This is a genomic window from Streptomyces sp. NPDC002130, from assembly GCF_040296465.1.
Taxonomy (GTDB): Bacteria; Actinomycetota; Actinomycetes; order Streptomycetales; family Streptomycetaceae; genus Streptomyces.
In genome coordinates, this window is the sequence record NZ_JBEOXI010000073.1 from 12,513 (window position 1) to 32,333 (window position 19,821).

The window sequence follows — 19,821 nt, forward strand, 5'->3', positions numbered from 1 at the left end:
GACGCGCCCTGGCCGGCGGTTCTGCGGCCGGGGCGCGTCGCCGTGTGCGGGTGCGCGTCCGCTTCGCGTTGTGCCGGTGGTGGGTCGGGGCAGCGCCGGGGGGTGTCCGTCCTCGGAACGGCGCGATGGAGCCTGTTACCGACTGACTGGCGTCGACGCGCCAACCGCTGCGGGCGGACACCCCCCGACACGTCCCCTTCTCGCCATACGCGGGTGCGGGCGCGTCTCGCCTTGGCTGCGGGCATGCGTGCCGCCTGGGGCGGCACGGGTGGGCGCAGCGGCACCCCGCTCCGCCGGGTTGCGGACCCCCCCGGCCCCTGCGGCAACGCCCCGCACGGCTAGCGAGGCGGTGCCGTAGAGCTCCGTACCACCAGCTGGACCGGGATGTCCCCGCTCTCGGGCTCGCCGCCCTCCAGGACCGCTAGGAGGGCCCCCATACCCCGCTCCCCGAACAGCTCCGCGTTCAGGTGGACCGTCGTCAGCTCCGGGTCCATGGCCGTGGCGAGGGCCAGGTCGTCGACGCCCGTGACCGACAGGTCGTCCGGGATGCGCAGCCCCAGACGGCGGGCTGCTTTGTAGGTGCCGGCCGCGAGCTGGTCGTCGTCGCAGATCACTGCGGTGGGGCGAGCGCCGGGGGCCGAGAGGGCGGCTTCGGCGGCCGTCACGGCTCCCGCGATGGAGATCGGGGAGCGGGCTGTGCGCAGCGATGTGCCCGGCACCTCGTCCAGTCGTGCGGCCAGTTCCCGGGCGCGGATCTCGAAGGTCCAGGACGGGACGTCCGCCGCCAGGTGGAGGAAGCGGCGGTGGCCCAGGGAGAGCAGGTGGGCCGTGGCCTGGCGGATGCCGTCGGTGATGTCCAGGTTCACCGTCGCCGCCCCGAGGCTGCCCTCCGGGTCGCTGTCCAGCATCACCAACGGCAGCGCCTCGCCACGGATGGTGGTCAGGGCGTCCGCGGCCATGGAGGAGGCGATCACGCCGTCCAGCGCGGACTGCGCGGAGGCGAAAGGGTCGCGGGCGGGCCCGATGCCCTCGGGGGAGGGGTAGAGGACCACGCCGAAGCCGTGCTCGGCGGCGACGCGGGCGGCGCCCGTGTAGACGCCGGCGAAGAACTCCGTGGTGAGGGCCGGGACGACCAGGAGGACCGTGCGGGTGCGTCCCAGGCGCAGGTTGCGGGCGGCCAGGTTCGGGCGGTAGCCGAGGTCGCGGGCGGCCTCCCGGACGCGCTCCGCTGTGGTCTCGGAGACCCGGCCGCGCCATTTGTCGCCGAGGACCAGGGACACGGCCGCCTGGGAGACTCCGGCGGCCTGGGCGACGTCCCGGCTCGTGGGGCGTGTGCTGCCTCGTACCACCGTCGGCCTGCTCCTTCGTCTGGACCCGCGAACAGCGGCCATGGTACGTATGGACTCCGGCGTTATACGTAAAACCTAGGGGTGGGACATGGCCACGGGATATCTGGAGATCCTCCGGGCGCGACATGCCACCCGGCTGCTCGTCGGCACGCTGGTGGGCAGGCTGCCCAATGCGACGGCCGCCATCGCGATCGTGCTGTTCGTCCGGGCGGAGGGCGGGACGTACACCCTGGCCGGGGCCCTGGCTGCCGTCTACGGCGTCGCCAATGCCGTGGGCCAGCCCGTGCTGGGCAGGATCGTCGACCTGCGCGGGCAGCCGCGTGTGCAGCTGCCGGCGGCCGTGCTGTCCGGGCTGGCGATGGCCGTCTTCGCCTTCTCGGGCATCGGGTCGCTGCCGCTCGCCTACGCCGCCGTAGCCGGTGCCGGGCTCTTCACGCCGCCCCTGGAGGGCGGGCTGCGCGCGCTGTGGCCGTCCGTGCTGCGCCGGGAGGACCAGGTGCACACGGCGTACGCCATGGACGCCGTGGCCCAGGAGGTGATGTTCACCGTCGGGCCGCTGCTCGTGACGCTGTGCGTGTCCCTGTGGTCGGCCCAGGCCGCGCTGCTCGTGCTGAACGTGGTCGGGGTGCTGGGGGCGCTGTCCGTCGTGTTGTCGGAGCCTTCGCGCGCCTGGCGGTCCGCGCCGCGCGAGGCGCACTGGCTCGGCGCGCTGCGCTCGCCCGGACTGCTCGCGCTGCTGGCGGCCTTCCTGTTCATCGGCATGGCCCTCGGATCCATCACCGTCGCCTCCGTGCCCTACGCGGACGACCACGGCGGGGACGCCGTGTACGGCTGGCTGATGGCGGCCCTGGGCTTCGGCGCGCTGGTCGGCGGCACCGTGTACGGCGCCCGGCAGTGGGCCGGTGAGCCCGCGCGGCGACTGCGGGCGCTGGTGGCGCTTCTGGTCGTGTGTTATCTGCCGCTGATGCTGATGCCGGACGCGGTTGCCATGGTCGCGCTGACCGCGCTCGCCGGGGTCTTCCTCGCACCCGCCATCGCCTGTGCGTTCGTCCTCGTCGACCGGCACGCCCCGCGCGGCACGGTCACCGAGGCGTTCTCCTGGCTGGTGACGACGTTCACCGTGGGCCACTCGGTCGGAACGGGCGTCGCGGGGCCCGTCGTCGAGGTGGGCGGGGCCTTGTGGGGCTTCGCCGTGCCGGCCGTCGCAGGCGGCGTGTCCCTGCTGGTTTTGACCGCCACAGGACGGGTAGTCGCAGCTCCCGGCCGGGGAGCGGTTGTTGCGGCCGGTTCGGAAAATGATCCGAACCGTGCCGTCGAACCCCGTTTCAGTTCAGGGGATCGGGCGTAATGTTCCCTCATGGACCGCCGCATTTTCGGGCTGGAGAACGAGTACGGCGTCACGTGCACGTTCAGGGGACAGCGCCGCCTGTCTCCTGACGAGGTGGCGCGGTACCTCTTCCGCCGTGTCGTGTCATGGGGCCGAAGCAGTAACGTCTTTCTGCGAAACGGCGCCCGCCTCTATCTCGACGTGGGATCGCATCCGGAATACGCGACACCGGAATGCGACAACGTGACCGAACTGGTCACCCACGACAAAGCGGGCGAGCGCATTCTCGAAGGACTCCTGGTGGACGCCGAACGACGCCTGCACGAGGAGGGAATCGCGGGCGACGTCTACCTCTTCAAGAACAACACCGACTCGGCGGGCAACTCCTACGGCTGCCACGAGAACTATCTGGTAGCCCGGCACGGGGAGTTCTCGCGACTCGCGGACATTCTCATTCCGTTCCTGGTCACCCGCCAGCTGCTGTGCGGTGCGGGCAAGGTGCTGCAGACACCGCGCGGCGCCGTGTACTGCGTCAGCCAGCGCGCCGAGCACATCTGGGAGGGCGTCTCCTCGGCGACGACCCGATCCCGGCCCATCATCAACACGCGTGACGAGCCGCACGCGGACGCCGAGCGCTACCGCCGCCTGCACGTCATCGTGGGCGACTCCAACATGTCCGAGACGACCATGCTGCTCAAGGTCGGTGCCACCGACCTGGTGCTGCGCATGATCGAGGCGGGCACGGTGATGCGGGACCTCACCCTGGAGAACCCGATCCGGGCGATCCGCGAGGTCAGCCACGACATCACCGGCCGGCGCAAGGTGCGCCTGGCCAGCGGACGCGAGGCCTCCGCCCTGGAGGTGCAGCGCGAGTACTACGAGAAGGCCCTGGACTTCTGCGAGCGCCGGGGCATCCGCACCGGCACCGTCGAGCAGGTCCTGGAGCTGTGGGGCCGCACCCTGGACGCGATCGAGTCCGAGGACCTCGACCGCATCGGCACCGAGATCGACTGGGTCATGAAGTACAAGCTCATCGAGCGGTACCGCGCCAAGCACAACATGACCATGTCGCACCCGAGGGTCGCGCAGATAGACCTCGCCTACCACGACATCCACCGCCGTCGTGGGCTGTACTACCTGCTCGAGAAGAAGGGTCAGGCGGCCCGTATCTGCAACGACCTGAAGATCTTCGAGGGCAAGTCCGTCCCGCCGCAGACCACACGCGCCCGGCTGCGCGGGGACTTCATCCGGCGGGCCCAGGAACAGCGCCGTGACTTCACGGTCGACTGGGTCCACCTGAAGCTCAACGACCAGGCTCAGCGGACCGTGCTGTGCAAGGACCCGTTCCGTTCCGTGGACGACCGGGTGGAAAAGCTGATCGCCGGAATGTGAGCCGGATCCGGCCCGTCCGAGAAGCCGGTACCCGAAGGTTTTCGCGCCTTCGGGTACCGGCTTTTCCATCGGCTCCGCCCGTGCGGGAGCGGCCGGGGACGGCGTCGTGTCGCGCGGTGTGGGGAGTGCGGAGCGGCTACGCCGTAGAGTGGCGGGCATTGCCCCCCACCTCCGATCCCAGTTGGACTGATGAACTACAACACGAAACGACTCGTGGCCGCGCTGCTGGCCGTTCCCGCCCTGTTGTTCACCGCCGCGTGCGGGTCGGACGACGGAAACAACGGCGATGCGGCGGGAGGCGTCGCCGAGGTCAAGGGGAAAGTCGGGGCGAAGCCCGAGATCTCCGTGCCCAAGGACGGCAAGCCGTCCGACAAGACCGTGGTCAAGACGCTCTCGGCGGGCACCGGAACCCCGATCAAGGGCTCGGACTTCGTCCGCCTGGACTGGACCGTCGAGAAGTGGGGCGGTGGCCAGGAGCTCGGCGGCACCTGGGCGGCGGGATCGACGGGTGACAAGGGGCCCCGGCGCCAGTCCATCGAGCAGATCGGCAAGCCGAGCCAGCAGCTCCCCGAGAAGGTCCTCGACGCGGTGAAGGGCAAGAAGCCGGGCAGCCGTGTCCTGGTGCAGGGCACCGCGGGTGATCTGATCGGCCAGAGCCTGAACACGTCCTCCGGGATCTCCGCGAAGGACGTGCTGATCTGGGTGGTCGACCCGGTCGGAGCCGCGAGCGTCGACGCCAAGGCCGAGGCCAAGGGCGAGCAGGCGCCCTCCGAGCCGGGCATGCCCGAGGTGAAGTCGCCGTCGCAGAAGGCCGCGGTCATCACCGTCCCCAAGGGCGAAAAGGCTCCCAAGGACCTCAAGGAACAGGTGCTGATCAAGGGCGACGGCAAGAAGGTCGAGGCCGGCCAGGGCCTCATCGCCCAGTACACCGGGGTCAAGTGGGAGGACGGCAAGAAGTTCGACTCCTCCTGGGACCACGGCGGCGCCACCGCCTTCCAGATCGGCAACGGCTCCGTGGTGGCAGGCTGGGACAAGGGCCTCGTCGGCAAGCACGTGGGCGACCGGGTGCTGCTGGTGATCCCGCCCTCGCTCGGCTACGGCGCCAGCCCGCAGAGCGAGCTGTCCAAGAACACCCTGGTCTTCACGGTGGACATCCTCGGCACGGTCTGACCAGGCCGGTCTGTGAGACTGTTCCCGACGCAGGTCACGTAACAAGGAGAGATGAAGTGAGCATCGACAAGCCCGAGATCGACTTCCCGGGCGGCGAGCCCCCGGCGGACCTCGAGATCAAGGACATCTGGGAGGGCGACGGCCCGGTCGCGCAGGCCGGCCAGACCGTCACCGTGCACTACGTGGGTGTCTCCTTCAGCACCGGCGAGGAGTTCGACGCCAGCTGGAACCGCGGCACTCCGTTCCGCTTCCCGCTGGGCGGCGGCCGGGTCATCAAGGGCTGGGACCAGGGCGTGCAGGGCATGAAGGTCGGCGGCCGCCGCCAGCTGACCATCCCCGCCCACCTCGCCTACGGCAACCAGAGCCCGTCCCCTCTGATCAAGCCCGGTGAGACGCTGATCTTCGTGGTCGACCTGCTCGGAGTCTGAGCAAGCTCCGGACAGACTCGATCATGTGGGGCCCATGCCTGTTCGGGCATGGGCCCTCGGCTTTTGCCGTGCCACCGTGTGGCGGTACGGTCATCGCTCGTAAGCACCATAGGGAGGCGAAGCGCGTCGATGGCCATTGCCAAGGCAGAGCGGCTGATGAATCTGGCGCTGTGTCTGCTCGGGACGCGGCGCCCGCTCAGCAAGCGTGAGCTGCGCGACTCCATCGAGGCCTACGTCGAGGCCTTCGGGCCGGGCAACGGCACGACAGGCTCCGACGATTCCTTCAACCGCATGTTCGAGCGCGACAAGGACGACCTGCGCGAACTGGGGCTGGTCATCGAGACCGTCGAGAGCCTCGACGGCGAGATCGGCTACATGGCCCGCCGGGACAGCAACCGCCTCCCGCCCATCACCCTGGACGCCGAGGAGGCCGCCGCCCTCGGGCTGGCCGCCAAGGTGTGGCAGCAGGCCCGGCTCGCCGGAGCGGCCAGCGGCGCCCTGCAGAAGCTGCGCGCGGCCGGGCTCCCCGAGGACGTCGACCCCTACGGGTCGCACGGCGCGCTGGAGCCGCGCATCCCCGTGCACGAGGCCGCGTTCGAGCCGCTGATGCTGGCCTGCCGGGACCGCAGGCCCGTCGCCTTCGACTACCGCAAGGCCACCGCCGCCCACCCCGAGCAGCGGCACGTGGAGCCGTGGGCGCTGGAGTGCTGGCGGGGCCACTGGTACCTGGCGGGCTGGGACCGCGACCGGGGCGCCGAGCGGGTCTTCCGGCTGTCCCGGATCACCGGCAAGGTCCGCTCGCGCGGCGGCCGCTACACCGCCGAGGTGCCGGACGTCGTCACCGTCCGGGAGACCGTCGCGAGCTGGGCCGGGGAGGTCGCCGACCGTTCGGCGCGGATCCGGCTGCGCGCGGGGGCGGGGTACCCCCTTCGGGCGAAGGCCACCTCCGTCCGGGAACTCGGCGACGGCTGGGACGAGTTGGAGATTCCGTACGGTCACGGGCTGGACGCCTGGCTGGTGGAGTTCGGGCCGGACGTGGTCGTCCTGGAGCCCGCCGAGCTGCGGGCCGACGTGGTGGACCGGCTGCGGGCCGTGGCCAAGGGCTGAGGGGGAGCGGAAAGACAGTGGCAGGCAAACCGGTCAGGCCCGTGAACGCCATCGACCAGACCCGGCGGATGCTCTCGCTGGTGACGTATCTGAAGGAGCGTCCCGGAGCCCGGGTCGAGGACGTCGCGCGTGCCTTCGGCATCAGCGAGGACGAGCTGGTCTCCGACCTGGACGTGCTGCCCATGTGCGGCACCAGCTTCCGCGGCGGGGACCTGCTCGACATCGACACCGACGGCGAGCGCATCTGGTGGCACAACCCGGCAGCGCTCGCGGCGGAAGCCGCCGAGCCGCTCAGACTCGCCGCCGACGAGGCCACCGCATTGCTCGTCGCCGCCCGGGCGGTGTCCACGCTGCCCGGACTGCGTGAGAGCGACCGGCAGGCGCTGCTGCGGGCGACGGCCAAGGTGGAGACCGCGGCCGGCGAGGCGGCGGGTGCCAGCTCGCGCCTGTCGGTGACCTTCGAGTCCGAGGGCGGGGTCTTCGCGGACGTCGACCGCGCGATCGCCGAGCGCCGCCGGCTGTGGATCCGCTACTACTCGCCCGCGCGCGACGAGGTGACCGAGCGGGAGATCGATCCCATCCGCCTGGTCAGCGTCGGGCACACGTATGTCGAGGCCTGGTGCCGCCGCTCCGAGGCGCGCCGCACCTTCCGGCTCGACCGGGTCGCCGAGATCAAGATCCTCGACGAGCCGTCGGCGCCGCCCGAGATCGAGTTGCGGGACCTCTCGGAGGCGCTGGTGCAGCCGGCGGCCGAGGACCCGGAGGTCGTGATCGAGGTCGGGCCCGGCGGCCGCTGGGTCGCGGAGTACTACCCGCACGACAGTGCGGATGAGCTCCCGGACGGCGGGCTGCGTATCACTCTGCGGACCCCCGACCCGGCGTCGCTCCGGCGCCTGGCACTGCGGCTCGGGCGGGACGGCCGGATCGTCTCGCCGCCGGAGCTCGCCGACAGTGCCCGGCAGGCGGCCCGGGAGGCGCTGGCGGCGTACGACGGGATCGAGGCGGCGCGGACGGCCGGCGTCACTCAGGACGTGCGCGGACCGCACGCGGTGCGGACGGTCCCGGACGGGCCGGGCGACGGACCGGAGTGAGTCACAGACGCCCTCCGGGGTCCACGGCCGGGCCACGGCCGGACCGCGACACCGGTCGTGCACCCCGGAGGCGTACGACCCCAGGAAGAGGAGCGAGGGCTTGAGCGAGTCGGTGACGTCCGGTGGTGTCGGGGGCATGACGGTGGAGTCCGCGTTCGCGGGGATGAGAAGCGTGACCCCGGTCGTGTTCCGGGCGGGCTGTCCCGACTGCCGGGAGCACTGCGAGCTCGCCGCGGGCGCGCTGCGCCTGGCCATCGGCGCCACGAGCCGCACCACCTTCTACTCCTTCACCTGCCCGGAGTGCGGCGCGTCCGTCCGCAAGCCCGCGGGGGAGCGGATCGTGGAGCTGCTCACCGGCGGCGGTGTGCGGACCCTGCGGTTGCACTCCACCGTCTAGTGGGCCGGGGATCCCGGCCGTTCGGAAAGGTCTAGTCTCGACGTCATGTTCTGGCCGATGTTCGCGGTTGCGTTGGGTTTCGTGGGTCTCGTCGTGCTCGGGGTGCTCGCCGTGCGGGTCTTCGTGGAGGCACAACGCCTGGGCAGGCAGGTCACGGACTCGGCGCGCCGGATCAGCCGGGCCGCCGAGGACCTGGAGCGGTCGGCGCAGAGCGCGGCCCGTTCCGTCGACGCTCTGTGAGGTGTCCGGCGGACGGCTGTGAGTTGCGTTTCGGGACACTTCGCCCTGTCACGTCGGCGGTTCGTACAGGTACGCTGCTGGTCGCGGCCCGGTTAACGAGGCACTGGTCGCGGACGGGAGTGCGCACAAGGGATGCAGAGGGATTGCCTCACGTTTACCCCCGAGCGTTACGATCGCTGCCAACACGATCGTTCGGACAAGTGTCCGACCGGTCGGACAGCACCCCCACCACAGCCGCCTCGGTGAGAAGGTAAAGACTTATGTTCGGAAGGCTCGGAGCCCCCGAGATCATTCTCATCCTCGTCGTCATCATCCTGCTGTTCGGCGCGAAGAAGCTTCCGGACATGGCTCGGTCGCTCGGCAAGTCGGCCCGCATCCTCAAGAGCGAGGCCAAGGCGATGAAGGACGAGAACAAGTCGTCCACGACCCCGGCCGGCCCGCCCAACAACGACGAGCCCTCGCAGCGCACCATCCAGGCAGCGCCCGGTGATGTGACCAGCTCGCGCCCGGTCAACGAGCCCACGGACACGACCAAGCGCTGACGCAGGGCCGGTGACCTCCGGCCCGCCGCACGAGATGGGAACGTGGGTTGCTGAAGTCTGCCCGCAAGCAGGAGAGGGATCCCGAGGGGCGCATGCCCCTCGCGGAGCACCTTCGCGAGCTCCGCAACCGGCTCGCCAAGGCGATGCTGGCGATCGTCGTCGTCACGGTCGCCGCCGCCTTCTTCTACAACGACATCATCAACTTGATCACCAAGCCGATCCTCGACTCGGTCGGCTGTGACAAGACCTTCGCGGAACTGGCCCAGTCGCAGCCCGGTGCGAAGCCCTGTGCGCAGATCACCATCAACGGCCTGCTCACCCCCTTCACGCTGGCGCTGAAGGTGTCCCTGATGGCCGGCGTCGTCTTCGCCTCGCCGATCTGGCTCTACCAGCTGTGGGCCTTCGTCGCGCCGGGCCTGCACCGGCACGAGAAGAAGTACGCCTACGCCTTCGTCGGCACCGGTGCCCCGCTGTTCATCGTGGGCGCCTACTTCGCGTACACGGTGCTCCCCACCACGGCCAAGGTGCTCCTCGAGTTCACCCCGGGCGGCACGTCCAACCTCCTGCCGCTGGACGACCTGCTCGACCTGGTCATGCGGATGGTGCTCGTCTTCGGCCTCTCCTTCGAGCTGCCCCTGCTGCTGGTCATGCTCAACCTCACCGGGGTGCTCCCGGGCAAGCGCATGCTCGGCTGGTGGCGCGGCATGATCATGGGCATCACGGTCTTCGCGGCCGTCGCCACGCCCAGCACGGACCCGCTGACGATGCTGGCGCTCGCGGCGCCCATCTGGATCCTGTACTTCGCGGCCGTCGCCTTCTCCCTGGTCAACGACCGCCGTAAGGCTCGCCGCGAGGCCCTCGGCCCCGCCGACGACGAGGCCTCCGAGCTGGATCTCACCCCCGACGACATCGGCGAGATCGAGCCCGTGACGACCAGCCGCGCGGCGCTGCCCGAACAGGCGACCTCGGAGCGCACGGACCGGGTCAACGGTTATGACGACGTGACCTGAAGATCGGCGGCCAGCTCGTAGGGTCGGTCGCGTGACCAGCGAGATCACCCTCTTCGTCAACCCCACCGCGGGCCGCGGCCGGGGCGCCCGCGCGGCGCAGCCGGCCGCTTCCGCGTTGCGGGCGGCCGGCTTCTCGGTCCGGACCGTCCTCGGGGAGGACGCCGCGGACGCCCTCGTCCGCGCGCATGCGGCCGTCGAGACCGGCACGGGTGCGCTGATCGCCGTCGGCGGCGACGGCATGGCGAACCTCGCGCTGCGGGCCGTCGCGGGCACCCGCACCCCGCTCGGCCTGGTCGCGGTCGGCACCGGCAACGACTTCGCCCGCGCCCTCGGCCTGCCCGTCCGGGAGCCCGCCGCCGCGGGCCGCATGATCGCCGACGCCCTCAAGTGCGGCCGGATCCGCGACATCGACCTCGGACAGGTCGGCGACCGCTGGTTCGGCACGGTCCTCGCCTCCGGCTTCGACTCCCGCGTCAACGACCGCGGCAACCGCATGCGATGGCCCACCGGCCGCCTGAAGTACGACCTGGCGATGATCGCCGAACTCGCCGAGTTCCGGCCCGTCCCGTACCGGATCCGGCTCGACGACGGCGAGGTCCGTGAGGTCGAGGCGACTCTCGTGGCCGTCGGCAACGGCTCCTCGTACGGCGGCGGCATGCGGATCTGCCCCGGTGCCGACCTGACCGACGGGCTGTTCGACGTGACGGTGGTCGGCGACTGCAGCCGCACGACGCTGCTGCGGGTGTTCCCGCGGGTGTACCGGGGGACGCACGTCGAGCATCCGAAGGTGACCGTGCTGCGGGCGGCGCGGGTCGAGATCGCCGCCGAGCAAGTCACCGGCTACGCCGACGGGGAGCCGCTCGGCCCGCTGCCGCTGAGCGCGCGCTGCGTGCGCGGGGGCGTGCGGGTCGTCGGCCCCTGAGCTGCGCGGATCCGAGGTTTCACAGCAACGGATCCGGATAATGATCGTCCTGTTGTCAGTGCGGCCCGGTACGCTCGAAAGCACGATGACAGAGGACCTCTCCCCGGCCGAGCGGTACGCGGCAGCCCGCAAGCGCGCTGCCGAGCAGGCCACCGCGCTCGCCTCCTTCCGCGAGATGTACGACTTCGGCCTCGACCCCTTCCAGATCGAGTCCTGCCAGGCGCTCGAGGCGGGCAAGGGCGTGCTCGTCGCCGCGCCCACCGGCTCCGGCAAGACGATCGTCGGCGAGTTCGCCGTCCACCTCGCCCTCCAGCAGGGCAAGAAGTGCTTCTACACGACACCCATCAAGGCCCTGTCGAACCAGAAGTACGCCGACCTGTGCCGCCGCTACGGCACGGACAAGGTGGGCCTGCTGACCGGCGACAACAGCGTCAACTCCGAAGCGCCGGTGGTGGTGATGACCACCGAGGTGCTGAGGAACATGCTGTACGCCGGGTCCCAGACCCTCCTCGGCCTCGGCTACGTGGTCATGGACGAGGTGCACTACCTCTCCGACCGGTTCCGCGGGGCCGTATGGGAAGAAGTGATCATTCACCTCCCCGAGTCGGTCACGCTCGTCTCGCTCTCGGCGACCGTGTCCAACGCCGAGGAGTTCGGCGACTGGCTGGACACGGTCCGCGGCGACACCGAGGTGATCGTCTCCGAGCACCGGCCCGTGCCGCTGTTCCAGCACGTGCTGGCCGGGCGGCGGATGTACGACCTGTTCGAGGAGGGCGAGGGCCACAGGAAGGCCGTCAACCCCGACCTCACGCGCATGGCGCGGATGGAGGCGAGCCGGCCGTCGTACCAGGACCGCCGGCGCGGCCGGGCCATGCGCGAGGCCGACCGTGAGCGCGAGCGCCGTCAGCGGTCCCGGATCTGGACGCCGAGCCGGCCCGAGGTCATCGAGCGGCTCGACGCCGAGGGGCTGTTGCCCGCCATCACCTTCATCTTCAGCCGCGCCGCCTGCGAGGCCGCCGTCCAGCAGTGCCTGTACGCGGGGCTCAGGCTCAACGACGACGAGGCGCGCGAGCGGGTCCGCGCCCTGGTCGAGGAGCGCACGGCGTCCATCCCGACGGAGGACCTGCACGTCCTCGGCTACTACGAGTGGCTGGAGGGCCTGGAGCGCGGCATCGCGGCCCACCACGCGGGCATGCTGCCGACCTTCAAGGAGGTCGTCGAGGAGCTGTTCGTGCGCGGCCTGGTCAAGGCCGTGTTCGCGACCGAGACCCTCGCCCTCGGCATCAACATGCCCGCCCGTTCGGTGGTGCTGGAGAAGCTCGTCAAGTGGAACGGCGAGCAGCACGCGGACATCACCGCGGGGGAGTTCACCCAGCTGACGGGCCGGGCCGGGCGGCGGGGCATCGACGTCGAGGGCCACGCCGTGGTGCTCTGGCAGCGCGGCATGAGCCCCGAGCACCTCGCGGGCCTGGCCGGCACGCGTACGTACCCGCTGCGCTCCAGCTTCAAGCCGTCGTACAACATGGCGGTCAACCTGGTGGAGCAGTTCGGGCGGCACCGCTCGCGCGAGCTGCTGGAGACGTCGTTCGCGCAGTTCCAGGCGGACAAGTCGGTGGTCGGCATCTCCCGGCAGGTGCAGCGCAACGAGGAGGGGCTGGAGGGTTACAAGGCCTCCATGACCTGTCACCTCGGCGACTTCGAGGAGTACGCGCGACTGCGCCGCGAACTGAAGGACCGGGAGAACGAGATCGCCCGGCAGGGCGTGGCGCAACGGCGTGCGGAGGCCGCCGTCTCCCTGGAGAAGCTGAAGCCCGGTGACGTCATCCACGTCCCCACCGGCAAGTACGCGGGCCTGGCGCTGGTGCTGGACCCGGGCCTGCCGGCGGGCCGTTCGAACGGTCACCGCGGCTTCGAGCACCACGACGGGCCGCGCCCGCTGGTGCTGACCGCCGAGCGGCAGGTGAAGCGGCTGGCGTCGATGGACTTCCCGGTGCCGGTCGAGCCGCTGGAGCGGATGCGGATCCCGAAGTCCTTCAACCCCCGCTCCCCGCAGTCCCGTCGGGACCTCGCGTCGGCGCTGCGCACCAAGGCCGGGCACATTCCGGCCGAGCGGCACCGCAAGCGGCGCTCTCAGGCGGCCGACGACCGTGAGATCTCCCGGCTGCGGACCGCGCTGCGCGCGCACCCCTGTCACGGCTGCAACGACCGTGAGGACCACGCCCGTTGGGCCGAGCGGTACCACCGGCTGCTGCGCGACACCTCGCAGCTGGAGCGGCGGATCGAGGGCCGTACGAACACCATCGCCCGGACGTTCGACCGCATCGTGGCACTGCTGACCGAGCTGGACTACCTGCGCGGCGACGAGGTCACCGAGCACGGCAAGCGGCTCGCGCGGCTGTACGGCGAGCTGGACCTGCTCGCCAGCGAGTGCCTGCGCGAGGGCGTCTGGGAGGGTCTCGGCCCCGCCGAACTGGCCGCGTGTGTCTCGGCGTTGGTGTACGAGTCGCGTGTCGCCGATGACGCGATGGCCCCGAAGGTCCCGTCCGGTAAGGCCAAGGCCGCGCTGGGCGAGACGGTGCGGATCTGGGGTCGGCTGGACGCGCTGGAGGAGGAGTTCCGGATCACACAGACCGAGGGGGTCGGGCAGCGCGAGCCCGATCTCGGCTTCGCCTGGGCCGCGTACGAGTGGGCCTCCGGGAAGGGGCTCGACGAGGTGCTGCGTGAGGCGGAGATGCCGGCGGGGGACTTCGTGCGGTGGTGCAAGCAGGTCATCGATGTGCTGGGGCAGATCGCGGCGGCGGCTCCACAGGGTTCCAGCGTTGTGAAGAACGCCCGTAAGGCCGTTGATCTGTTGCTGCGGGGAGTGGTCGCCTACTCGTCCGTGGGGTGATCGTTTGATGCGCGGGTTCCGGTTGTCGGTGGTTGCTCGCGCAGTTCCCTGCGCCCCTTAGGGGGCGTTTCTCCGAGAGTCCCTCACCCGTGACGGTGGGGGACTTTCGTATGCCTGTGCGCCGTCACGTAGCGCATTCGAACGATGTCGCAGCGTGTAAACGACCGAGCGTACTATCCCTTCGCGTCCGGTTTCCGGCAGTTGCTGAATATGACACAGCGATGATCCGGTCGGACTAAGCTCGCCCGCAGCGCACCGGCTTGAGATGAATTCGTGCGCTTGTTCCCCAATGTGTGGAAGATTCCGACTGCTTCATGACATACCCCCCTGCAAGTCCCCCCGAACCTCAGTCGACTCCTGTCAGAAGGCCCACATGGTGAGTGTTCAATCCCCGCCCGGTCGTCGTGAACTCCCCTACGCGCGCGTGCTGTTGCTCCCGGCCATAGTCATGGCCGCGGCAACCGGAGCCGCCGTCGCGCTGGTGACGGAGCCGGCCCGGGGTGCCGTCGGCTGGTGCGGCGGCATCGCCACCGCTCTGGTGCTCGCGACGGCGGCCGAGGCGGTGCGCCGCGGCCGTGCGCTGCGCAACCAGCGTGCCGAGCACGCCCGGCACAGCGCACATCTGCAACAGCGGATCGCCGCCCACGAGAACGAGCTGGTCCGCTTCTCGCGGGAGATCATCCCCGCCGCGCTCGACCGGCTGCGGACCGGAGAATCTCCCAGGGAGGTGATCCGCAAGCTCGGCCTCGCCAACCCGGCGTTCCGTGATCTCCCCGCCCCGCAGGCGGAGACCCTGCTCAGGGTGCTCAAGATCGTCGACTACGAAGTGACGATGCGCGACGCCGCCGCGCGCTCCTTCGTCAGTGTCGCCCGCCGCGTCCAGGCGATCATCCACCAGCAGGCCGAAGAACTGAGGGAGATGGAGGAGGACCACGGCCGCAACCCCGAGGTCTTCGACGACCTGCTGCGCATCGACCACGGCAACGCCCTGATCGGCCGCCTGGCCGACTCCGTCTCCGTCCTCGGCGGCGGCCGCCCCGGACGGCAGTGGCCCGCGCCGGTGTCCCTGTACAGCACCCTGCGCGGCGCCATGTCCCGCATCCTCGAGTACCGGCGCATCCAGCTGTCCTCCATCGCCAAGATCAGCGTCAAGGGCATCTACGTCGAGCCGGTCATCCACGCCGCCGCCGAGCTCCTCGACAACGCCACGCGTTACTCGCCGCCGCAGACCAAGGTGCACGTCACCGCCACCGAGGTGCAGACCGGCGTCTGCATCGAGATCGAGGACGGCGGCGTCAACCTCAACGAGGAGGCACGCGCCCGGATCGAGGGCATGCTGGAGGCCGCCAAGGCGGGCGTCGACCTGCAGGACATCGGCGAGCACCCGCGCCTCGGCCTGGCCGTCGTGGGCCGGCTGTGCACGGCGTACAACATGCAGGTCTCGCTGCGCGCCTCCGCGTACGGCGGCGTCCGCGCCATCCTCATCGTGCCGAGCGAGATGATCACCCACGAGCCCGGTGTGGGACTCGCCCACGGCATCGGCGCCACCGGCATCCCCATGACGGTGGGCATCCCCGAGGGCCCCAAGCGCGCGCCCAAGAGGCGACGCCCCACCAGCCCGAAGATCCCCGCCACGGTCTCCCTGGAGGACGACGACGTCCCCGAGGTCACCGAGTGGACCGCGAACGGCCTGCCGCAGCGCCGCAGCAAGGTGAAGATGCCGCTCGCCGAGCGCCTCGCCCAGCAGGCCGCCAACGAGAAGGCCGACCGGGAGGCAGCCGAACGGGGCGAGTACAACCCCTGGGCGGCCACGCAAGAGCCCGAGACCAAGCCCTTGCGCGACATGTCGGCGCCCGACGCCCCCGGCAAGGGCCTGGAGGCCTTCTGGGAGGGGCTCAAGCAGGGCATCGAACCCGGCACCCACCCCACCGACTTCATCCGGAACCCGCACAAGTACCTGCACCTGATCAACGACCCGGCCCCCACCGAGGCCGACGACGAGGGGGACCTCAAGTGATCCAGCAGCGAGGCAACTTCGACTGGATGCTCAAGCAGCTCGCTGACGGCGTGCCGGGCATCGAGATGATCGTGGTGCTCTCGGCCGACGGTCTGCGCATCGCCCGCTACGGCGGCGAGCCGGACGCGGCCGACCGGGTCGCCGCGGCCTGCGCCGGCCTGCAGTCCCTCGCGGGCAGCGTGTGTCAGGAACTCAGCGTGGGCGATGGCGAGATGAAGCTCGTCATGATCGAGATCGACCAGGGCTACTTCTACCTGATGGACGCAGGCGCCAACGCCTTCCTGGCGGTGCTCTCCGACGTGCGGTGCGAACCCGGCCGGATGAGCGCCATGATGCGCGACCTGGTCGTCCGGATCGGTGGCCACCTCACCAGTCCGCCCCGGCGGAACGGGCAGATCGTATGACGCCTCCGCAACGCCAGAGGCGCGACCTCGCCCCGGAGCCGCCCACGCCACAGGAGGGCGAGGACAAACCCGGGAACCCGGAGCGGATGTACGTGGTGGCCGGCCCGGACGGTGAACGGGCCGAGCTCGACCTGGTGACGTTAATCGTGGCGCGGGCCACGGACCCGCCGCCCTCCGCCTCCCCCGAGCAGGCGGCGCTGCTCCGACTCTGCGCCGCCCCCCTGTCCGTGGCCGAGCTGTCGGCCTACCTCCACCTGCCGTTCAGCGCGATGGGCGTACTGCTCACCGAGCTGCTGACGGCGGAACTGGTGCAGGCGCGCGCCCCGATCGTCCGCAAGGCGCGTTCCGACCGTTCCCTCCTCGAAGCGGTGATGAATGGACTTCAACGGCTCTGACACCATCCCGGGCCCCCGGGCCGAGGACCAGCTGCCCCACACGGCACAGGCCGCGGCCAAGATCGTGATCGTGGGTGGCTTCGGCGTCGGCAAGACGACCATGGTCGGCTCGGTCAGCGAGATCACTCCGCTGACCACCGAGGAGACCATGACGCAGGCCGGCATCGGTGTCGACGACAACTTCGGCTCCGCGTCCAAGACGGCCACCACCGTCGCCATGGACTTCGGCCGGATCAGCATCACCGACCAGCTCGTGCTGTACCTCTTCGGCACGCCCGGCCAGCAGCGCTTCTGGTTCCTGTGGAACGGCCTGTTCGAGGGCGCGCTCGGCGCGGTGGTGCTGGTCGACACCCGGCGGCTGGAAGTCAGCTTCGACGTCATGGGACGCCTGGAGGAGCGCGGCGTACCGTTCGTGGTCGCCGTCAACTCCTTCCCCGACGCCCCCCGTTACGCCATCGAGGAGCTGCGCACCGCCCTCGACCTCACGCCGGACATCCCGATCATGGAGTGCGACGCGCGGCGCCGGGCCTCCAGCCGTGACGTGCTGATGACCCTCATGCGCTTCCTGCACTCGCTCGCCATGACGGGCTCCCGCGCCTGACCCGTGTCACCCATCCCCACACTTCCCCCCAGACACCTGGAACCACCTCAGTTTCGGAGCGATCACTGTGACGCCTGAATCCCACGCCCCGACCAGTACGGACGACCTCCCGCCCGGCCCGCCCCCCGGCTGCCCCGCGCACGGCCTCGGGCCCGGGGGACTGCACCGGCTGCACGAGGCGGAGGACCTGGGAGCGCTGTACGAGCAACTGCGGGACCAGCACGGTCCCGTGGCGCCCGTGCTGCTCCACGACGACGTGCCGATGTGGATCGTCCTCGGCCACGGCGAGAACCTGCACATGGTGCGCTCGCCCTCGCAGTTCTGCCGGGACAGCCGCATCTGGACCCCGCTCAGGGAGGGCCTCGTCAAGCCCGACCATCCGCTGATGCCGCACATCGCCTGGCAGCCCATCGCCTCGCACGCCGAGGGCGACGAGCACAAGCGGCTGCGCGGCGCGGTCATGGGCGCCATCTCCACCATCGACTTCCGCAGCCTGCGCCGCTACATCAACCGCAGCACGCAGACGATCGTCAACCGGTTCTGCGAGGCGGGTGAGGCGGACCTCGTCGGCCAGTTCACCGAGCACCTGCCGATGGCGGTGATGTGCGAGATCCTCGGCATGCCCGACGAGTACAGCGACCGGCTCGTCGAGGCCGCCCGCGACGCCCTCAAGGGCACCGACACCTCGCTCGCCAGCCACTCCTACGTCATGGACGCCCTGAGCCGGCTCACCGCCACCCGGCGCGCCCGGCCGGAGGAGGATCTCGCCAGCTACCTGATCACGCACCCGGCCCGGCTGAGCGACGACGAGGTCAGGGAGCACCTGCGCCTGGTGCTCTTCGCCGCCTACGAGGCCACCACCAACCTGCTGTCCAACGTGCTGCTCACGGTGCTGATCGACCCGCGCTTCCGGGCCCAGCTCAACGGCGGCCAGATGACGGTGCCGGAGGCGGTGGAGCAGTCCCTGTGGAACGAGCCGCCGTTCAGCACGGTCTTCGCCTACTTCGCCAAGCAGGAGACCGAGCTGGGCGGGCAGCGCATCCGCCGGGGCGACGGGCTGCTCTTCGCGCCGCTGCCGGCCAATGTCGACCCGCGGGTGCGGCCGGACCTGAAGGCCAGCATGCAGGGCAACCGTTCCCACCTCGCCTTCGGCGGCGGCCCGCACGAGTGCCCCGGGCAGGACATCGGCCGCTCCATCGCCGACGTCGGCGTCGACGCGCTGCTGATGCGGCTGCCGGACGTCGAACTCGACTGTGACCAGGAGGAGCTGCGCTGGACGGCGTCCATCGCCTCCCGGCACCTGGTGGAGCTGCCGGTGCAGTTCGCGCCCAGGCCGCCGCAGGACGTGCAGGAGGTGCCGAACCACAAGCCGGTCGCCGCGCAGCGCTCGGACTGGCAGATCGGCATCGCGCAGCCGCCGGCCGCCGCACCGGCCGCGGCGCAGTCGCAGCCGGTCGCCGCGCAGCCCCAGCCGGCCCAGGTGCAGCCGCAGCCTCAGCCGGTGCCCGTGCCTGCGCAGCCGGCCGTCGCGGAAGCGCCCCGCCGCAGGGGCGTCTGGCAGCGGTTCCTGAGCTGGTGGCGCGGCTACTGACCGTCTGACGGGCCGTCGTACGACCCGGCGGCCCAACGGTCGTACGACGCCCAGGCCGTGAGCGTCCGGCCGCTGCGGAACCGGTGCACCTCGCCCGTGACCGGGTCGGTGAACTCCAGGGACCGCGCCAGCAGTTGCAACGGCCGACGGAAGTCGCCGGCCGCTGCGGGGGCGGTCACCTCCGGGTAGAGCGGGTCGCCGAGGATCGGCACGCCCAGCGCGGTCATGTGGACGCGCAGCTGGTGCGTCTGCCCGGTGGCGGGCGCGAGCCGGTACCGGCCGAGCCGACCGGGGCCGCCCTGCCCGCCGGGCCGGTCGCGATGCTCGGCGAGCTCGACACGGCTCACGGCGTTGGGCTCGCCCGGGACCTCCCGGGCGGTGAGCACTCCGCGCTCCTTCACGAGCCGGCTGCGAACCGTCCGGGGCAGGGCGAGGCCGGCGTCGTAGGGGGCGACGGCCTCGTACTCCTTGCGGACCCGGCGGTCACGGAACAGCGTCTGGTAGGCGCCGCGTTCCTCGGGGCGCACGGTGAACAGCACGAGTCCCGCCGTGAGCCGGTCCAGCCGGTGCGCGGCGCTGAGCGTGGGAAGGTCCAGCTCGCGGCGGAGCCGGGCCAGCGCGGTCTCGGCGACATGGCCGCCGCGCGGGGTGGTGGCGAGGAAGTGGGGCTTGTCGGCGACGACGATGTGCTCGTCCCGGTGCACGACCTCCAGTGGGAAGGGCACCGGCACCTCGTCGGGCAGGTCCCGGTGGAACCACACGAACATCCCGGGCTCGAAGGGGGCGTCCGCCGTGACGGGCCGTCCGTCCGCCCCGACGATCCGGCCCGCGTCGAACATGCCGTCGACGACTCCGGCGCCCGCCCCGGAGAGCCGCTCCACCAGGTGTTCGCGGACCGTCTCCCAGGTCCCGGTGCCGGGCAGCCGCACCCGCACCGGGTCCACACCC

General features: G+C 71.0%; 19 protein-coding genes. 17 read left to right on the forward strand and 2 right to left on the reverse strand.

Features of this window, described 5'->3' with window-relative positions:
• Window positions 1–338: 338 nt before the first annotated feature.
• The gene (locus ABT116_RS16490; RefSeq protein WP_351633422.1) at window positions 339–1,391 is read right to left on the reverse strand and encodes a LacI family DNA-binding transcriptional regulator; all 1,053 of its coding nucleotides are present in this window, start codon (window positions 1,389–1,391) and stop codon (window positions 339–341) included.
• A 46-nt stretch (window positions 1,392–1,437) separates the two neighbouring features.
• Here ABT116_RS16490 and ABT116_RS16495 point away from each other — a divergent pair, with 46 nt between their 5' ends.
• The 17 genes from ABT116_RS16495 (at window position 1,438) to ABT116_RS16575 (ending at window position 18,873) form a co-directional block, all read left to right on the forward strand.
• Entirely contained in the window at window positions 1,438–2,697 is a 1,260-nt protein-coding gene (locus ABT116_RS16495) for an MFS transporter (protein WP_351633424.1), read from the forward strand.
• 9 nt (window positions 2,698–2,706) lie between these two features.
• The gene (gene pafA, locus ABT116_RS16500) at window positions 2,707–4,068 is read left to right on the forward strand and encodes a Pup--protein ligase (protein ID WP_104778656.1); all 1,362 of its coding nucleotides are present in this window, start codon (window positions 2,707–2,709) and stop codon (window positions 4,066–4,068) included.
• Between the two features lie 189 nt (window positions 4,069–4,257).
• Entirely contained in the window at window positions 4,258–5,238 is a 981-nt protein-coding gene (locus ABT116_RS16505; protein ID WP_351633428.1) for an FKBP-type peptidyl-prolyl cis-trans isomerase, read from the forward strand.
• Between the two features lie 56 nt (window positions 5,239–5,294).
• The gene (locus ABT116_RS16510) at window positions 5,295–5,666 is read left to right on the forward strand and encodes an FKBP-type peptidyl-prolyl cis-trans isomerase (protein ID WP_010045336.1); all 372 of its coding nucleotides are present in this window, start codon (window positions 5,295–5,297) and stop codon (window positions 5,664–5,666) included.
• A 129-nt stretch (window positions 5,667–5,795) separates the two neighbouring features.
• On the forward strand, window positions 5,796–6,773 hold the full coding sequence (locus ABT116_RS16515; RefSeq protein ID WP_351633433.1) for a helix-turn-helix transcriptional regulator: 978 nt from the start codon (window positions 5,796–5,798) through the stop codon (window positions 6,771–6,773).
• A 17-nt stretch (window positions 6,774–6,790) separates the two neighbouring features.
• Window positions 6,791–7,864: a helix-turn-helix transcriptional regulator gene (locus tag ABT116_RS16520; RefSeq protein WP_351633435.1), complete on the forward strand. Its 1,074-nt coding sequence runs from the start codon at window positions 6,791–6,793 to the stop codon at window positions 7,862–7,864.
• 100 nt (window positions 7,865–7,964) lie between these two features.
• Window positions 7,965–8,261: a hypothetical protein gene (locus ABT116_RS16525; protein WP_104778660.1), complete on the forward strand. Its 297-nt coding sequence runs from the start codon at window positions 7,965–7,967 to the stop codon at window positions 8,259–8,261.
• Window positions 8,262–8,306: 45 nt separating this feature from the next.
• A complete protein-coding gene (locus ABT116_RS16530) occupies window positions 8,307–8,501 on the forward strand; it encodes a hypothetical protein (protein WP_351633438.1) in 195 nt (64 codons plus the stop codon).
• A gap of 260 nt (window positions 8,502–8,761) precedes the next feature.
• Window positions 8,762–9,043, forward strand: a complete 282-nt coding sequence (gene tatA / locus ABT116_RS16535) for a Sec-independent protein translocase subunit TatA (protein WP_033311911.1) — start codon at window positions 8,762–8,764, stop codon at window positions 9,041–9,043.
• Between the two features lie 47 nt (window positions 9,044–9,090).
• Entirely contained in the window at window positions 9,091–10,053 is a 963-nt protein-coding gene (gene tatC, locus ABT116_RS16540) for a twin-arginine translocase subunit TatC (RefSeq protein ID WP_351633442.1), read from the forward strand.
• Window positions 10,054–10,084: 31 nt separating this feature from the next.
• Window positions 10,085–10,975, forward strand: a complete 891-nt coding sequence (locus tag ABT116_RS16545; protein ID WP_351633445.1) for a diacylglycerol kinase — start codon at window positions 10,085–10,087, stop codon at window positions 10,973–10,975.
• Window positions 10,976–11,015: 40 nt separating this feature from the next.
• Complete coding sequence (locus tag ABT116_RS16550; protein ID WP_351633448.1) at window positions 11,016–13,865, forward strand: DEAD/DEAH box helicase; 2,850 nt, start codon at window positions 11,016–11,018, stop codon at window positions 13,863–13,865.
• A 373-nt stretch (window positions 13,866–14,238) separates the two neighbouring features.
• Window positions 14,239–15,882 carry a sensor histidine kinase gene (locus tag ABT116_RS16555; protein WP_351633451.1) on the forward strand — a complete coding sequence of 548 codons (1,644 nt, stop codon included), beginning with the start codon at window positions 14,239–14,241 and terminating at the stop codon, window positions 15,880–15,882.
• Entirely contained in the window at window positions 15,879–16,286 is a 408-nt protein-coding gene (locus tag ABT116_RS16560) for a roadblock/LC7 domain-containing protein (protein WP_351633454.1), read from the forward strand. The genes ABT116_RS16555 and ABT116_RS16560 overlap by 4 nt, the downstream gene beginning before the upstream one ends.
• Window positions 16,283–16,681: a DUF742 domain-containing protein gene (locus tag ABT116_RS16565; RefSeq protein WP_351633457.1), complete on the forward strand. Its 399-nt coding sequence runs from the start codon at window positions 16,283–16,285 to the stop codon at window positions 16,679–16,681. Before ABT116_RS16560 ends, ABT116_RS16565 begins: the two co-directional genes overlap by 4 nt.
• The gene (locus ABT116_RS16570; RefSeq protein ID WP_351633460.1) at window positions 16,662–17,282 is read left to right on the forward strand and encodes a GTP-binding protein; all 621 of its coding nucleotides are present in this window, start codon (window positions 16,662–16,664) and stop codon (window positions 17,280–17,282) included. The genes ABT116_RS16565 and ABT116_RS16570 overlap by 20 nt, the downstream gene beginning before the upstream one ends.
• 67 nt (window positions 17,283–17,349) lie before the next feature.
• Window positions 17,350–18,873 carry a cytochrome P450 gene (locus tag ABT116_RS16575; protein ID WP_351633463.1) on the forward strand — a complete coding sequence of 508 codons (1,524 nt, stop codon included), beginning with the start codon at window positions 17,350–17,352 and terminating at the stop codon, window positions 18,871–18,873.
• Here the strand turns inward: ABT116_RS16575 and ABT116_RS16580 are convergent.
• A partial coding sequence (locus ABT116_RS16580; protein WP_351633467.1) for an RluA family pseudouridine synthase occupies window positions 18,867–19,821 on the reverse strand: 955 nt, incomplete at its 5' end. The genes ABT116_RS16575 and ABT116_RS16580 overlap by 7 nt on opposite strands.

Excerpts from the sequence above, each read along its gene's own strand:
- ABT116_RS16490 (WP_351633422.1), bottom strand. The coding sequence starts at position 1,391 with ATGGCCGCTGTTCGCGGGTCCAGACGAAGGAGCAGGCCGACGGTGGTA.
- ABT116_RS16495 (WP_351633424.1), top strand. The coding sequence starts at position 1,438 with ATGGCCACGGGATATCTGGAGATCCTCCGGGCGCGACATGCCACCCGG.
- pafA (WP_104778656.1), top strand. The coding sequence starts at position 2,707 with ATGGACCGCCGCATTTTCGGGCTGGAGAACGAGTACGGCGTCACGTGC.
- ABT116_RS16505 (WP_351633428.1), top strand. The coding sequence starts at position 4,258 with ATGAACTACAACACGAAACGACTCGTGGCCGCGCTGCTGGCCGTTCCC.
- ABT116_RS16515 (WP_351633433.1), top strand. The coding sequence starts at position 5,796 with ATGGCCATTGCCAAGGCAGAGCGGCTGATGAATCTGGCGCTGTGTCTG.
- ABT116_RS16530 (WP_351633438.1), top strand. The coding sequence starts at position 8,307 with ATGTTCTGGCCGATGTTCGCGGTTGCGTTGGGTTTCGTGGGTCTCGTC.
- tatA (WP_033311911.1), top strand. The coding sequence starts at position 8,762 with ATGTTCGGAAGGCTCGGAGCCCCCGAGATCATTCTCATCCTCGTCGTC.
- ABT116_RS16550 (WP_351633448.1), top strand. The coding sequence starts at position 11,016 with ATGATCGTCCTGTTGTCAGTGCGGCCCGGTACGCTCGAAAGCACGATG.
- ABT116_RS16555 (WP_351633451.1), top strand. The coding sequence starts at position 14,239 with ATGGTGAGTGTTCAATCCCCGCCCGGTCGTCGTGAACTCCCCTACGCG.
- ABT116_RS16565 (WP_351633457.1), top strand. The coding sequence starts at position 16,283 with ATGACGCCTCCGCAACGCCAGAGGCGCGACCTCGCCCCGGAGCCGCCC.
- ABT116_RS16570 (WP_351633460.1), top strand. The coding sequence starts at position 16,662 with ATGGACTTCAACGGCTCTGACACCATCCCGGGCCCCCGGGCCGAGGAC.